At 60.9% G+C, this 14,347-nt stretch carries 13 protein-coding genes and 2 tRNA genes; 10 read left to right on the forward strand and 5 right to left on the reverse strand.

Annotated elements, in window-relative coordinates:
* The first annotated feature begins 27 nt into the window (after positions 1 to 27).
* The 5 genes from FGD77_RS10390 (at position 28) to FGD77_RS10410 (ending at position 4,436) form a co-directional block, all read left to right on the forward strand.
* Positions 28 to 894, forward strand: coding sequence for a DUF1989 domain-containing protein (locus tag FGD77_RS10390; RefSeq protein ID WP_255009254.1), 867 nt, complete (start codon positions 28 to 30; stop codon positions 892 to 894).
* A complete protein-coding gene (locus tag FGD77_RS10395; RefSeq protein WP_255009256.1) occupies positions 891 to 1,262 on the forward strand; it encodes a cupin domain-containing protein in 372 nt (123 codons plus the stop codon). The genes FGD77_RS10390 and FGD77_RS10395 overlap by 4 nt, the downstream gene beginning before the upstream one ends.
* A 345-nt stretch (positions 1,263 to 1,607) precedes the next feature.
* The gene (locus FGD77_RS10400) at positions 1,608 to 2,753 is read left to right on the forward strand and encodes a Hint domain-containing protein (protein WP_255009258.1); all 1,146 of its coding nucleotides are present in this window, start codon (positions 1,608 to 1,610) and stop codon (positions 2,751 to 2,753) included.
* A gap of 378 nt (positions 2,754 to 3,131) precedes the next feature.
* On the forward strand, positions 3,132 to 3,389 hold the full coding sequence (locus tag FGD77_RS10405; RefSeq protein ID WP_255009260.1) for a phage integrase N-terminal SAM-like domain-containing protein: 258 nt from the start codon (positions 3,132 to 3,134) through the stop codon (positions 3,387 to 3,389).
* Positions 3,390 to 4,436, forward strand: a complete 1,047-nt coding sequence (locus tag FGD77_RS10410) for a hypothetical protein (protein ID WP_255009262.1) — start codon at positions 3,390 to 3,392, stop codon at positions 4,434 to 4,436.
* A gap of 101 nt (positions 4,437 to 4,537) precedes the next feature.
* Here FGD77_RS10410 and ctaD read toward each other — a convergent pair whose 3' ends face one another.
* On the reverse strand, positions 4,538 to 6,211 hold the full coding sequence (gene ctaD / locus FGD77_RS10415; protein WP_255009264.1) for a cytochrome c oxidase subunit I: 1,674 nt from the start codon (positions 6,209 to 6,211) through the stop codon (positions 4,538 to 4,540).
* 384 nt (positions 6,212 to 6,595) lie between these two features.
* Between ctaD and FGD77_RS10420 the strand changes: the two genes are divergently transcribed.
* The gene (locus FGD77_RS10420) at positions 6,596 to 6,997 is read left to right on the forward strand and encodes a hypothetical protein (RefSeq protein WP_255009266.1); all 402 of its coding nucleotides are present in this window, start codon (positions 6,596 to 6,598) and stop codon (positions 6,995 to 6,997) included.
* Between the two features lie 152 nt (positions 6,998 to 7,149).
* On the opposite strand, the gene lipB is transcribed toward FGD77_RS10420, so the two are convergent.
* Complete coding sequence (gene lipB / locus FGD77_RS10425; RefSeq protein WP_255009268.1) at positions 7,150 to 7,842, reverse strand: lipoyl(octanoyl) transferase LipB; 693 nt, start codon at positions 7,840 to 7,842, stop codon at positions 7,150 to 7,152.
* 104 nt (positions 7,843 to 7,946) lie between these two features.
* Here lipB and FGD77_RS10430 point away from each other — a divergent pair, with 104 nt between their 5' ends.
* On the forward strand, positions 7,947 to 9,257 hold the full coding sequence (locus FGD77_RS10430; RefSeq protein WP_255009271.1) for a peptidoglycan-binding protein: 1,311 nt from the start codon (positions 7,947 to 7,949) through the stop codon (positions 9,255 to 9,257).
* A gap of 99 nt (positions 9,258 to 9,356) precedes the next feature.
* A tRNA-Leu gene (locus tag FGD77_RS10435) sits at positions 9,357 to 9,442 on the forward strand.
* Between the two features lie 270 nt (positions 9,443 to 9,712).
* Here the strand turns inward: FGD77_RS10435 and FGD77_RS10440 are convergent.
* Entirely contained in the window at positions 9,713 to 10,558 is an 846-nt protein-coding gene (locus FGD77_RS10440; RefSeq protein WP_255009273.1) for a LysR family transcriptional regulator, read from the reverse strand.
* Between the two features lie 155 nt (positions 10,559 to 10,713).
* Here FGD77_RS10440 and FGD77_RS10445 point away from each other — a divergent pair, with 155 nt between their 5' ends.
* Together FGD77_RS10445 and FGD77_RS10450 are read left to right on the forward strand one after the other, a co-directional pair.
* On the forward strand, positions 10,714 to 11,697 hold the full coding sequence (locus FGD77_RS10445; protein ID WP_255009275.1) for an aldo/keto reductase: 984 nt from the start codon (positions 10,714 to 10,716) through the stop codon (positions 11,695 to 11,697).
* A 194-nt stretch (positions 11,698 to 11,891) separates the two neighbouring features.
* Positions 11,892 to 12,029 carry a carboxymuconolactone decarboxylase family protein gene (locus tag FGD77_RS10450; RefSeq protein WP_255009278.1) on the forward strand — a complete coding sequence of 46 codons (138 nt, stop codon included), beginning with the start codon at positions 11,892 to 11,894 and terminating at the stop codon, positions 12,027 to 12,029.
* 324 nt (positions 12,030 to 12,353) lie between these two features.
* Here the strand turns inward: FGD77_RS10450 and FGD77_RS10455 are convergent.
* Both FGD77_RS10455 and recJ read right to left on the reverse strand, forming a co-directional pair.
* Positions 12,354 to 12,428 (reverse strand) — tRNA-Glu (locus tag FGD77_RS10455).
* Between the two features lie 113 nt (positions 12,429 to 12,541).
* Positions 12,542 to 14,284, reverse strand: a complete 1,743-nt coding sequence (recJ, locus tag FGD77_RS10460; protein ID WP_255009279.1) for a single-stranded-DNA-specific exonuclease RecJ — start codon at positions 14,282 to 14,284, stop codon at positions 12,542 to 12,544.
* Between the last annotated feature and the right edge of the window lie 63 nt (positions 14,285 to 14,347).

Genomic DNA, 14,347 nt, shown 5'->3' on the forward strand with positions numbered 1-14,347 from the left:
ACCGTATTTTCTGCACGCGAGGCCCAGATGATCGAACCCCAGGATGCCGCCGCCCGCAGGGCCGTACCACCGGTTATCTGCTATCCCAACGACACGCTGCCACAGCCCGATCTGGCGTTATACGATTCGGCGCGGGCCGGTGCGGTCAAGGTGACCGAGGTGCAGGTTGCGCCGCGCGATGCCGCCTCTTTTCGGGTGGAGGCGGGCCAGTTCTTTCGCATCACGTCTGTGGATGGGCCACAGGTGGGTGATCTGAACCTGTGGAACGCCGCCGACCTGACCGAGCGGTTCTATTCCGGCAAGACGCGCGCGCTGCATGGCACGCATATCACGCGGGGCGAGCGGATGTGGTCCAGCCTGCCCAGCCTGCGCCCGATGGCGACGATTACCGACGATACGCTGCGCTGGTATGGCTTCGACAGCTTTGGCGGATCGGTGCATGACGTGATCGGTACGCGCTGCGATCCCTATACCGGCAATCTGCTGGCGGGTGGGCAGTATCATCACTGCTGCCATTCCAACCTGATCCGCGCGCTGGCCGATGAGACGGGACTGCCGCTGCACGAGGCCGAACGTCATGTGCATGACGTGCTGAACGTGTTCATGTGTACCGGCTTTACCCGCGCCACCGGCCAGTATTTCATGAAGGCCAGCCCCGTTCGCCCCGGTGATTATCTGGAGTTTTTCGCCGAAATCGACCTGATCGGCGCGCTGTCAGCCTGTCCCGGTGGCGATTGTTCGACCCAGCATTCCAGCGACGTAGCCGCGTGTTATCCCCTTCTGGTCGAGGTGTTCGCCCCCACCCCCGGCGCGCTGAAGGGTTGGGGCAGCCCGGCGCTGAATGGCTATGACCGCACCCACGGGCGCGGCCCGGTCGCGGGGCGCGCAGGATGATCGGCTATGCCCCCGGTGCCGATGTCGGCCCGCTGGAGGAATGGCCGCTGGTGGGTCCGGCCAGCGATTACGTGATCCGGCGCGGTACGCCGCGCACCTATGGCCGCCTTGATGCCGGTGGGCCGGGCCATCCCACCCGGTTCGGCATCTGGCGCTGCACGCCCGGCGCGTTCGAGTGCACCGAGCAGGGGGACGAACTGATGACAATCCTCGCGGGCCGTTGCCGCCTGACCGACCATGCGACCGGTGAGGTGCGCGATCTGGCGGTGGGCGACAGCCTGTTCGTGCGCGACGGCAGCCGCGTGACGTGGGATGTGTCCGAAGAAGTGACGAAAGTGTTTTTGGGGTGGAAGGCAGCTGGGTATTAGGGGCATTTCGCCCAAGCGAATCGACTGAGCTAAGGCGGACCACCAAATACGCAGCCATGGTGATTATCATCCGCGATGCCAGATGCCAGCCATGCGGGACCTAGTTGCCGTTTGCTGCATTTGCGCTCACGACTGTCTTCAGAAGACCTGCCGTTCAACAAACGGTGGTTTTAGGAAGCTGTCCTAGAGCAGGAATTATAGCTTTGGACACGGCGTGAGTGCCTTTCTTGTCAGCAACTCTGCATTTCCTGAGGTGCAGAAAGGCCCTGGCGACTGTCGGTTTCTCGAGGCTTGCGGCGAGGATGAATCGTCAGTACTTTTAATAAAAATTAGGATTTTTGCGCTATGCCAACATATAATGTGAACCAGTTTTATCTCGGGGTTTTTGCAGATTTCGACCCGGTCGAAAGCTCTTCCTCGAACCCGAATAATGGCTTCAATGAAAATCAAACCGTACCCGGTTTCACGCCAGGGACTGTGTTTGACAACTCAAATATGCAACTGTTGAACATCACTCAAAACGATACCGTTAGGGAGGGTCGAACTGACCGCCTCGAAGAAAACGATTTTGTAAACAGACCCACAAACCCGCTTGGTGCAGACAGCTTTACCTACAATCCTGGAAGCGGGAGCACGACTTCAAATATCGACTCTGCATTCACCTGGAATGTAACTGTCACTCTTGGAGATGGGAGTACTTTTACGACGAGAATCCCCTTTGCCCAACTTGAAAACGGGGCCGTTATTACGAATGTTGGCACCGCTTTTGATAATCTTAATATTCAGTCCATTCGTCTGGATAGCTTTGATTCAGGGAACTATTTTGGGCTTACCCCCAATCGTTCGATTGATGGGGGCGCGTTTGTCTGCTTCACGCGCGGAACCCAGATCGCGACACGCGAAGGCTATGTTGCGGTTGAGGACCTCTCCGCTGGGGATCGTGTGATGACGATGGATAACGGGTATCAGGAAATTCGCTGGATAGGGTCACGCAAGATCGATGCAATTGATCTGAAAATGCACCCTAAGCTACTACCTATCCGGATCAAAGCGGGCGCAATGGGGCCCAACGCGCCAACGCAAGACCTCACAGTCTCTCCGCAACACCGGATGTTGATACGCTCCGCCATCGCCACGCGCATGTTTGACCGTAGTGAAGTGCTGGTCCCGGCCAAAAAACTGCTGGCGCTTGATGGGGTCGATATCGTTGAAGACGCAACCGAGGTGGAATATTTTCACATCCTGTTTGACCGTCACGAGATCATTATTGCCAATGGCGCGCCATCCGAGAGCCTGTTCACCGGGTCCGAGGCCCTTAAATCGCTCAGCCTTGAGGCATATGAGGAAATCACCACGCTGTTCCCACATGTGCTTGCCCAGGATTACGAGCCTATCCCGGCGCGGTACATCCCGCAGAGAGGCAAGCTGATGACAAAGCTGGCCCAGCGGCACCAAAGCAATCGTAAATCTCTGTTGCAGGGCGTGCAGTAAGGCAGCCCCCGCTTCAAAGTTAACCGGCTAGGCGTAAGCTTGGACTATTGCGCTTGTTTTTGACGGGCGCAAAGGACCTCGCTTAACGCCGCCAATAAGCCCGTTCAAAACCCAAGCAGGTGTTGAAGGTTTTTGGCTCTTTCGAGATAGCAGTCTTTCGTGGCGTTGCAGAATTTCGGTAACTTGGGCTCTTGCACTAACTCGCTCCGCGATAGGGCGTCTGTTTGTTGCGTTGCGCTGAGCTGGGATTTGTTTCGCGTTTTGAGATGTTGGGTGTGTGCTGTTGATCGAGGTGTTTTTGCCTCGATTGACAGAGGACATTCCGATCAACATTCAACAATCGACACCGATGCCCCCCGCGCTCGCATGATCGCGGACATGACAGCGCGCACGCTTGGGCCCGCATCACAGACCAGCCACCTGCGCGTCTGCAAGCGGTTTGCGGCTTGGTTGGGTCGGTCACCGGAGACCGCGACACCGGATGATGTGCGGGATTTTCAACGGCATCTTGTTGAGACCGGCACCAGTACCTGCACGCGCAATCAGACCATGACCGGGGTCAAATTCCTGTTCCGTGTGACGTTACGACGGCACGATCTTGTAGCCGGGATCTTCAGCCTGAAAGAGCCCGTATAGGTGCCACTGGTGCTGAGCAAAAAGGAGATCATCTTCCGCGAGGAGATCCTCGCGGACAGGTTCGAACGGGCAGTCATCGGGTTCAAGAAGGATGCACCGATCGACCGTATCCGGGAGAAGCAGGCGGAGTTTTCCGAGAGCCTCGCGGATTGGCGCAAGATGCATCCCCACCTGGCGCCTTGGGAAGAACTACAGAACTGGACTTCCGCGAACCTGAGTCCTGCCTACCGCACCGACCCGAACGACCACTCGAAAAGCTCGTTGGTGGGGCCGAACCTTGCCTCGGCCGCATTCCCGCGCTTGTGGGTCAATAGCTCCATCCAGACTGCCAACGAGATCGACAAGACCGTGGGCTTCCCGATCCTGTCGCCGCGCTATCGTGCCGCCTATCGACGATTCGGCATCGACGACCCAGATCTCCGCGCTGCCATCAGCCGCAGGATCATCCACGCAACGAGTCAGCCAACTTCCACCTTCATGAACGCCACCCGCGAGCGCGTCAGTATCATCCAGCGTGCGGGTGGCCGCAGCTCTCGTGTGGGTGCCACATACATCAACGGCGCCGCCTACAATCCGCGTGTCCTGATCGCCCTGATGAACATATGGCGCGTGCATTACAACGTCTTCGACTGGAGGCCCTACAGAAGAACGCCTCTGGAGGCAGAAGCATCAACTCCGGAAGGCCCAACGACAGCTGCTGCGGAGGATGCTGCGGATCTGGCAGAGAATGGCGAGCAGCTGAGACGCCTCGTGGTTCCGGGGACAGACAAGACGATCCTTGTGCCGAAGAGGCGCGCCAACAAAGTCGTCCGGACTACGCCGGCGATGCGGATGGGTGTCCATCAGCCGTCGCAACCGAAGCGCTCGGGGCAGGAAGCGAACAGTGCCAAGGAGGCGGAAGCCTCGGCCGGAGCCAACCAGAAGAAGCGAGACCGCCGATGGGACGACCGTCCTCACCTGCCCGACCTCGCCAGGATTTCTCTACCAACCCTGGCTGTTCCACGGCACGCCGATGTGGGTAAAACTTCAGGGTCGATGACGGGCTGAAACGGAAAACGGGCGACAGTTTCCTGTCGCCCGTGTCCTACAACTCGGAATGGCTCCGGATCACTCCGGGGCCGTTCCTCTATTTCACATCATCCGGCGCCTTAGTGCGCGTGGCCCTTGTCCCAGTCTTCGCGCTTGGGAAGCTGCTCGAACGTGTGTTCGGGCGGGGGGCTGGGCAGGGTCCATTCCAGCGTGTCCGCATATTCGTTCCACGGGTTCGCCTGTGGGCTGGGGCGGCCGCGCAGCAGCGACCAGGCCATGATGCCGAAGAAGAACACGAAGCTGGCGAAGGACAGGAACGCACCCATGGACGACCACCAGTTCCACGGCGCGAACGCCTCGGGGTAGTCGATATAGCGGCGCGGCATGCCCTGACGGCCCAGGAAGTGCTGCGGGAAGAATGTCAGGTTGGCCCCGATGAACATCGCGTAGAAGTGCAGCTTGCCCGCCCATTCGGGATACATCTTGCCGGTCATCTTGGGGAAGTAGAAGTAGATCCCCGCAAAGATGGCAAAGACGGCGCCAAGGCTCATCACGTAGTGGAAATGCGCCACGACGTAGTAGGTGTCGTGATAGGCACGGTCGATGCCGGCCTGTGCCAGCACCACGCCGGTCACACCGCCCACGGTGAACAGGAACAGGAACCCGAACGCCCAGAGCATCGGCGTCTTGAACTCGATCGAGCCGCCCCACATCGTCGCGATCCAGCTGAACACCTTCACCCCCGTGGGCACGGCGATCACCATTGTCGCCAGCATGAAGTAGCTCTGCTGCGTCAACGACATACCCACGGTGTACATGTGGTGCGCCCAGACGACAAAGCCCAGCGCGCCAATGGCGATCAACGCCCAGACCATCGGCAGGTAGCCGAAGATCGGCTTGCGGCTGAACGTGGCGATGACGTGGCTGATGATGCCGAAGCCGGGCAGGATGATGATGTACACCTCGGGGTGGCCAAAGAACCACAGGATGTGCTGGTAGAGGATCGGATCGCCCCCGCCCGCCGGATCGAAGAACGTCGTGCCAAAGTTCCGGTCGGTCAGCAGCATCGTGATAGCGCCCGCCAGAACCGGCAGCGCCAGCAGGATCATCCATGCGGTGACAAAGATAGACCACGCGAACAGCGGAACCTTGAACAGGGTCATGCCCGGCGCGCGCATGTTCAGGAAAGTCGTGATCATGTTGATCGCCCCCAGGATCGAACTGGCGCCCGACACGTGAACGGCAAAGATCGCGAGGTCAGTGGAAATGCCCATCTCGCTGGTCGACAGCGGCGGATAGAGCACCCATCCGATTCCCGATCCGGTCTGCCCGTTCCCACCCGGCGACAGCAGCGATGCGACACCCAGCGATGTACCGGCCACATACAGCCAGAACGACAGGTTGTTCATCCGCGGGAACGCCATGTCCGGCGCGCCAATCTGAAGCGGCATGATGTAGTTGCCAAACCCGCCAAAAAGCGCGGGAATCACCACGAAGAACATCATAAGGACACCGTGATACGTGATCATCACGTTCCACAGATGCCCGTTTGGCGTGCAGGCGGCGGTGCTGTCGGCGATGAAACGTGCGCCTTCGAGGCACATGTACTGAACGCCCGGCTCCATAAGCTCCAACCGCATGTAGACGGTGAAAAGGACCGAGATCAGGCCGACAAATGCCGACACGATCAGATAAAGGATACCGATATCCTTGTGGTTCGTGGACATGAACCACCGGGTAAAGAACCCTCGTTCGTCGTGGTGGTCGTGGCCATGAATGGCTGCATCTGCCATTGGGCGCCTCCTGCTGGTATGGGTCCATGCGCCTGTCGCAGGTCTGCGCGCACACGGGATGTCTAATCCTGCGTTTTAGTCTGCCAACCACCTTCGGGCAATGTCAGAGTGCGGTCTGGCCAAAATAATTTGTCACATCCCCCTTGCGCTCTGCACAAACAGGCACGCGCGCGCTGCACGAAACAGATGGAGCGCCGCGCCGACCGGGAGGCGATGCGTTCAGACCGGACAAGGCTATGGTACTGCACATGAGGGTCGGCTGGGGGCAAGAGGTGAGAAAAAAATAGACTGCCGGGAACCAATCGTCGTAGCGTCGTGTTGATGCCCCGAACGACGCTATAAACTTGCGCTACGCAGGAGGGTGTCTTTTAGTTGGAGGAATACATGATTAATTTTCGCAAACTGACCGCCGCCACCGCGATTCTGGGTGTGAGCACCGTTATGTCGACTGCGGCCTTTGCGCAGGACGATATGACATGCGGCGATTTCAATGCGCTCGACGCTGACGGTCAGATGGAGGCCGCAATGATGCAAGGGCCCGATGGCGGCCTTGATCAGGCCCATGACGAAGCCAGAGGCGCAGACGGCACCGAAGAAGGGGTCGACGTCGAGATGAGCACCAGCGACACGGTTGAGGCCAACAGTGACTCGGGCCAGGAAGGTCAGCAGGACATGGCGCGCGGCGACGAGATGGTCGCGGCGGTGATGGAGCACTGCAGCAACGGCGACGAGTTGCTGGTTAAAGACGCGCGTCATCCCGGCGACGATGCTGCAAGGACCGAATGATCCAGTCCCACTCTAGCGCTGCCACGGCCGATATCCACCGTTCCCGTCCCTTCTGAGTGGTGGCTAAACGGTCAAAGCGTTAAGGCCCGCGATCCCGGCACGGGATCGCGGGCCAGTTTTTAGCGACGGGGTCTATTCGGGATGGCGCGGCATTATCCGGCGCTCTGGAATACTTCGTCAAAGCGACGGCGCAGCGCGACGTCCACATCCGTCATCATGACGGGCAGGCCCAGATCGACCAGACTGGTCACGCCATGTTCGGCAAGACCGCAGGGCACGATGCCGCTGAAATGCTCCAGATCCGGCTCGACGTTGATCGAGATGCCGTGAAAGCTGATCCATTTGCGCAGTCGAATCCCGATGGCTGCGATCTTTTCCTCGGGCGGCAGGCCCGCTGGCGTCAACGGCTTGTCGTGACGCTGAACCCAAACACCCACGCGGCCGTCGCGCAGTTCGCCGGTCACGTTGAAGTCGCCCAGCACCGCGATCACCCACGCCTCGAGCTGCTGCACGAAGGCGCGCACATCACGCCCGCGCCGCCCTACATCCAGCATGACATAAACGACACGCTGTCCCGGACCGTGATAGGTATACTGCCCCCCGCGCCGCGCCTCATGCACCGGAAAGCGGTGCGGATCGGTCAGATCCTCGGGCCGCGCCGAGGTGCCGGCGGTATACAGCGGCGGATGCTCCAGCAGCCAGATCGCCTCGGAGGCGTCGCCCGAGGCGATTCGGTCCACCCGCTCTTCCATCGCCGCAATAGCGGATAAATAGGGCGATAGCCCCTCTGAGCAGTGCCATTCAACGCCGTTTTCATCAATTTCGAAGGGTAGTGTGAGGGGCAAGGCTCGACTCTGTGCAAAGGTGAGGAGAGAATTGTGCTATAATGGATAAAAAGGTGGCTGCACCTGATTAGGGGAGATGAAGGATGTTTACAAAGCGATTTGTCATGAGCGCCGTAGCGGCCAGCATGGTCGTAATGCCGGGTACGCGCGCGGTAGCGGATTTCGCCGATGGTTTGGTGGGGGGGCTCGTCGGTGGTGCGGTGAGCGGGATTATCGTGAACGAAAGTGCCAAGTCGCGTGAGCGCAGACGCACGACGACAACGCGGGCTGCCCCGCGCAAGACCTATCGCGCCCCGGTCAATTCGGTTGAACGCCAGCAGGTGCGCGAGGAGCAGACCTCGCTCAACTATTTCGGCTTTCCCGCTGGTACGCCGGATGGGGTACGCGGGCGCAATACGCGCAGTGCGGCGTCTCAGTTTCAGGCGTATATGGGCTATCCGGCGACCGGCTATCTGGCCGATTACGAACGCCAGTTCCTGATCAGTTCCTATTACCGTGCGCAAAGCAGCGGCGCGGCGACCGCGCAATTGATTGCACAGCGCGGGCAGGGCACGCGCGGTTTGCTGCTTGCCTATCGCGACGAGGTCGTGGGTGCGCCACAGACCTATGCCGCGACTCCTGCACCTGCCCCGAAGGCGCAATCGCCCGTAATGGCGGCGGTTCCGCAAAAGCCAGAGGCGGAAAAGCCTGAAGTCGGGCTGGCGGCGTTGCCCAATCTGATGGCCTCGGGCGGGGATGGCCCATCGCTTGCCTCGCATTGCAATCAGATCAGCCTTCTGACCAATTCCAACGGCGGTTTCGTGACCGAAGCGTCATTGACTGATCCACGCTTTGCGCTGAACGAACAATTCTGTCTGGCGCGGACCTATGCGATTGCCGAGGGCGAGAGCATGGCCACGAGCCTCAAGGGGGTGACGTCTGCGCAACTGGAGGAACAGTGCCGTGCCTTTGGCCCGGCGATGCGCGAATACGTGGCGGCACTGTCGCTCAGCCCCAAGGACAAGGTCATAGGCGAAGTGCGTGAATTCGTGCTTGAATCAGGGCAATCGCCCGCACAACTGGCGGGTACGGCCAAGATCTGTTTGTCGGTCGGGTACCGGATCGACAACATGGATGTCGCGCTTGGCTCTGCGTTGTTGCTGACGGCGGTTGGCGAGGAAGTCTATTCCGAAGTGATGGGTCATCACCTGAACGAGGGTTTTGGCACGACGCGACGCCCGGACCTTGCGCTGGCGTGGTATCAAGGCGCGGTCGAGGCGGTCGAACGGGGCGCGGAGCCGGTCTTTGCCCCCGGCAACGAAGGGCGCACAGGCCTTATTCGCAAGGCGGCGTTCCCCTCTCATGGTGCAAATACCACGGGTAAGCCGGAGACGGTTCAACCAGCTTCGACCTTGCCGACCTTCAAGCTCGACTGAGCCGGAGATTTTGACATGACAAACCGAAGGGGCGATGTGTTTTGCCCCTTCACAAGCGCCACCAGTTTGCTTATACGGCGCGGACCTACCTGATCATGTGCGGTCGTGGCGGAATGGTAGACGCGCAGCGTTGAGGTCGCTGTGGGGTTAAACCCGTGGAAGTTCGAGTCTTCTCGACCGCACCATATACTGACATAGCATGATGCGATAACCCAACCAAAACAGGACAAAACACCTGTATCTTGCAGGCGTTCCCGATTTGCACAGGCCATGCCTGTCAGTCAGAAGGTGACAACCCTTTACGCAAATTTCGCGCAAGTTGCGTTGAGAGGGAAATCGGGTTGGCGAGCGTCAGAAAGCTGGCGGGACAAGAAGCTGGGCGCGGTGGGTATCATGCGATCACTCCATCCCCCCCTGAAACTTGAACATCAGGCGCGCTTTCCGTCAGTCAACTCTCATCCATTCAATGCCGCTGCGTGCCGCCTGACCAGATCACGGAGGAAATCGGCAACCGCATATATGCGGCGGGACTGGGCGAGGTCGGATTGAGTTACGAGCCAGATCGACTGATCGATCCCGAGATCCGCATCGAGGCATACGAGACCCCTTGGCCGGGCGAGGAAATGCGGCAGGAGAGCGAGCCCGAGGCCGCTGACGCAGGCTACGAGCTGCGAGCCGAGCGAAGTGGTTGTGATCGCGGCGGCGCGGCCTCTCAGTATGCGTTCTATCCATTGAGCCGCGGGCAGATTTGCATGGGCCCCTGACCAGCCGATGAAGTCGTCGCTATCGAAGTTCCCGGTATCCGCCGCTTGGCCTCGCCCCGCGATATAGCCGGGGGCCCCATAGAGACCGAAGCCCAAGGTCCCCAGCCGTTGCAGCGAGACGTTCCCGCGCTCGGGCTTCACCATCCTGAGTGCGATATCGGCATCGCGACGGTGCAGGTTGACAGTGGCGATGTCGGTCACGATCTCCAGCGTCAGTCGCGGATATTCCTGCCGGAGCCGCGCAAGTTCCGGCATGATCAGGCCGGTCGCGAGGTTTTCCGCCGTGGCTAGCCGCACGGTGCCCGAAACCTCTGCATCCTGTCGCAGCCCCGACGTGAGCGACAGGGCGGCCGCTTCCATCTCCTCGGCCCGTTCCACCAGGGCCGTGCCGTCTTCGGTCAACCGGTAGCCTGATTGCTGGCGCAGGAAAAGCGGTTGGGCGACCGCCGCTTCCAGTCGCTCGATCCGACGCGAGACGGTGGCAAGGCCCACACCCATATTCCCGGCCGCACCGCTCAGCGTGCCGGTGCGCGCCACGGCCAGGAAGGCGCGAATGTCGTCCCAGATGAAGTCGTTGATGAGCCTATTTCCGATTTCGGAAATCTCCTTGCCAGTTTTGACTGTGTTTTTCGATATCCGAAAATGCCATCTATTGCACCGGAAAACAAGACAATCAGTAAAAGGAGAACACCATGAAACGCAGGACGTTGACGAAAGGTTTCGAGGTCTCGGCCATCGGTCTGGGCTGTATGGGCATGAGCGAGTTCTACGGTCCCCGCGACGACGAGAAGTCGATGCAGGTGTTGCATGAGGCGGCCCATCTGGGGATCGATTTTCTCGACACTGCAGACATGTATGGGCCGCACCACAACGAAGATCTTATCGGCACGTTTTTGACGCAGACCAAAACCCCGATGAAAATCGCCACCAAGTTCGGGATCGTCCGTGCGCCAGGAGAATACCTGCGCAGCCTAGACAACGGACCGAAATACGCACGGTCGGCCTGCGAGGGGTCGCTGAAACGCCTCGGTGTGGAGCGGATTGATCTCTACTATGTCCATCGGATCAACCGGGATCAGAGCATCGAGGAGACCATGGGTGGTCTCTCGCGCCTTGTCGAGGAAGGCAAGATCAACCGGATCGGCTTATGCGAAGTCAGCGCCGAGACGCTGCGCCGCGCCCATGCGGTGCATCCGGTCACGGCTGTGCAGACGGAATATTCCCTGTGGTCGCGCGGGGTCGAGGCCGAAGTTCTGCCCGCTTGCCGCGAATTGAATATCGGCTTCGTACCCTATTCCCCTCTCGGGCGCGGCTTTCTGACCGGGCGTTTTCAGGATAAGACGGACTTCGAGGATGGTGATTTCCGTGCATTGTTACCTCGATTCCAAGCAGAGGCCGTGGCCTCCAACCGTCGTATCGCCGACCTCGTAAGCCGGATCGCCACGCGAAAGGGCTGCACACCGGCCCAACTCTCGCTGGCTTGGCTTCTGGCGCAGGGCGACGACATCGTTCCTATCCCCGGCACAAAGCGGATCAGATATTTGCGCGACAATGCTGGTGCCGTGGACGTGACCCTCAGTGGCGCAGAGCTTCAGGAGATCAATCAGGGTCTGGCGACCCTTCCGGTCGCCGGGGCGCGCTATACCGACGAAGGCATGAAGGGAGTGGACGCATGAGCAGGGGCGCCAAATCGCTGACGATCGTCATGACCCTTCTGTAAAGCCTGGAATCGGGCGCGCCCACCCATGTGGAGACCAACCTTGGCGCCTTCTCAACCGATGCAGCCCAGCTGCTTTTGGGGTTCACATATCGCGGATATCGTAGGTCGCGAGGGGATCGGCTTGCGAATCCGCGAAATGCTGACGTCGCCATGTTGTCCGCAACGGGCGCTGCCCCTGACCAGTTGGAATTCCACGTTCGGGCGGCGGTGACCACCGGCGTGACACGGGAGAGGATCGTCGAGATCGGTCTAAAGGTGTCGGTCTATGCAGGGGGGCTGGCGGCTTGATCTGAAAGGCGACCACTTTCGGAAATTGGCTCAGGGACCGGGCGGTAGTGGCAGGTGTGGCGGGGCATGGGGCAAACATCCATGGCTCGGAAAATCTGGTGCCACGCGTTTCGCACATCACAGTGCGAGTGAATGTAGAAACGCAGCATACCTCGCCCGTGAGGATGGGAAATAGACGGCAAAATACGCGAACAAAGCAAATCGCTCGCTAGTCGATGCCAGTGGAATAGCACGGTTGGATCGCACGAAAGCGGAATAAACCTTGCTAACCGGTCGGACGTCAATCCTAAGAACGGTGAGGAATAACAAGGCTATACATAGAAGTGGCAGCCCGTAGGGGAATCGAACCCCTCTTTCCAGGTTGAAAACCTGGCGTCCTAACCGATAGACGAACGGGCCATGCGCTGTGTGGCGGTTCCTAGGCAAATCTGGCGGCCTGCGCAAGGGGATTTTTACATCTTTCGCACTTGGCGCGTGGAAAACTTCGAGAGGTGTCCCGGTGGCGGGCGCGGTCACGCCGGCGCGGCATCCTCGAGGCGCAGTTGCGCGCTCTGGCGGCCGCGCCAGACGTTCAATTCCAACCGCCCGGCCAAGTGGAAACGCTTGCCGCCATGCCCTTCCAGCGCGGCGCCTATAGGACCATCAAAGGCGCCGAAGGCGATGGCGTCCAGCTGCGGGCCGGTGCCGTCGCCAAAGCGGATCTTGAGGTGGCGTTCCCCGACCCGCTTGGCAAAAGTGATCTGCATCTGGGCAAAGACATGGCGTGGTGCGGCGGCCCCGGCGCCGAAGGGGCCGACGGCGTCCAGCTGCGTGATCAGATCGGGGGTGGCGGCGCCCGGCATCAGCAACCCGTCCAGCGCCAGATCGGCCGCGCCACCCGTCCCGGCGCCCTGTTTCGCCAGCAGTTCGGACAGACGTGCCATCGCGGGCTCCAGCAGATCGCGCGCCACTGTCAGACCGGCGGCCATCTTGTGCCCGCCGCCCTTCATCAGCAGGCCTTCGGCGGCTAGACGCTGGATCGCGGCGCCCAGATCGACACCCGTGATCGAGCGGCCGGATCCCTTGCCGATATCGCCGTCAAAGCCGATCACGATGGCGGGGCGATTCGCCGCTTCCTTCAGGCGGCTGGCGACGATGCCAACAACGCCAGGGTGCCAGCCGTCGCTCGCCGCCCAGACCAGCGGCGCGTCCAGTCCGCGTGCCTCGGCCTGCGCCATGGCGGCGGCCTGCACGCCTGCCTCGATCTCGCGCCGCTCGCCGTTCAACTGGTCCAGTCGTTGGGCCATCGCCTGCGCCTCGTGCGGATTATCACAGGCCAGCAGCCGCGCGCCCAGATCGGCGCGCCCGATGCGCCCGCCGGCGTTGATGCGCGGTCCCATGAGAAAGCCAAGGTGATAGGCCGCCGGGGCGCTGTCCATGCGCGCCACATCGGCCAGCGCCACCAGCCCCGGACGGTCGCGCCGGGCCATGACGCGCAGGCCCTGCCGCACAAAGGCGCGGTTGACCCCGATCAGTGGCGCCACGTCGGCCACCGTCGCCAGCGCCACCAGATCCAGCATCGCCATCAAATCCGGCCCCTTGCGTCCCGCCTCGCGCAGTTGGCGGCCCGTCTCGACCAGCATCAGGAACACGACAGCGGCAGCACAAAGATGCGCCAGATCGCCGCTTTCATCCTGGCGGTTCGGGTTTACCACAGCGAGCGCGCCCGGCAATGTCTCGCCGCCGAGGTGGTGGTCGAGGATGACGACATCGGCCCCCTTGGCGGCGGCCACCGGCCCGTGGCTCAGCGTGCCGCAATCGACGCAGATGATCAGATCATGCGCCGCGGCCAGCGCTGCCATAGCCTCGTCATTCGGGCCATAGCCTTCGTCGATCCGGTCGGGCACATAGAGCGTTGCCCCGCGTCCCATTTGGCGCAGCCAGTCGATCAGCAGCGCGGCGCTGGTGCCGCCGTCGACATCGTAATCGGCAAAGATCGCGATGCGCTCGCGCCGCTCCACAGCTGTCAGAAACCGTGATGCCGCCTTTTCCATATCCAACAGCGAGCGGGGATCTGGCAGCAGGTCGCGCAGCGCGGGCGCCAGATATCCTTCGGCGCCCTCGGGCGCGACCCCGCGACGCGCCAGCACCAGACAGACCGGGTAGGGCAGTCCCGTTTCCTGCGCCATCGCCTCGGCGGCACGGTCCAGCGCAGATGTCGGCCCGATCCAGCGCCGCCCGGTCAGTGACGCCTCGACATCCAGGAAGGCAGTCATGCGCGCCCGGCTTTCAATGTTCCAAAAATACTCATGACACGCCGATTACCGCGCGTGCGCGCG

Origin of the sequence: Roseovarius sp. M141 (assembly GCF_024355225.1) — a bacterium.
Lineage (GTDB): Bacteria > Pseudomonadota > Alphaproteobacteria > Rhodobacterales > Rhodobacteraceae > Roseovarius.

What these genes read in the sequence shown, in the direction of transcription:
- FGD77_RS10390 (WP_255009254.1), top strand. Translation starts at nt 28, where the DNA reads ATGATCGAACCCCAGGATGCCGCCGCCCGCAGGGCCGTACCACCGGTT.
- FGD77_RS10395 (WP_255009256.1), top strand. Translation starts at nt 891, where the DNA reads ATGATCGGCTATGCCCCCGGTGCCGATGTCGGCCCGCTGGAGGAATGG.
- FGD77_RS10400 (WP_255009258.1), top strand. Translation starts at nt 1,608, where the DNA reads ATGCCAACATATAATGTGAACCAGTTTTATCTCGGGGTTTTTGCAGAT.
- FGD77_RS10405 (WP_255009260.1), top strand. Translation starts at nt 3,132, where the DNA reads ATGACAGCGCGCACGCTTGGGCCCGCATCACAGACCAGCCACCTGCGC.
- ctaD (WP_255009264.1), bottom strand. Translation starts at nt 6,211, where the DNA reads ATGGCAGATGCAGCCATTCATGGCCACGACCACCACGACGAACGAGGG.
- FGD77_RS10420 (WP_255009266.1), top strand. Translation starts at nt 6,596, where the DNA reads ATGATTAATTTTCGCAAACTGACCGCCGCCACCGCGATTCTGGGTGTG.
- FGD77_RS10430 (WP_255009271.1), top strand. Translation starts at nt 7,947, where the DNA reads ATGAGCGCCGTAGCGGCCAGCATGGTCGTAATGCCGGGTACGCGCGCG.
- FGD77_RS10445 (WP_255009275.1), top strand. Translation starts at nt 10,714, where the DNA reads ATGAAACGCAGGACGTTGACGAAAGGTTTCGAGGTCTCGGCCATCGGT.
- FGD77_RS10450 (WP_255009278.1), top strand. Translation starts at nt 11,892, where the DNA reads ATGTTGTCCGCAACGGGCGCTGCCCCTGACCAGTTGGAATTCCACGTT.
- recJ (WP_255009279.1), bottom strand. Translation starts at nt 14,284, where the DNA reads ATGACTGCCTTCCTGGATGTCGAGGCGTCACTGACCGGGCGGCGCTGG.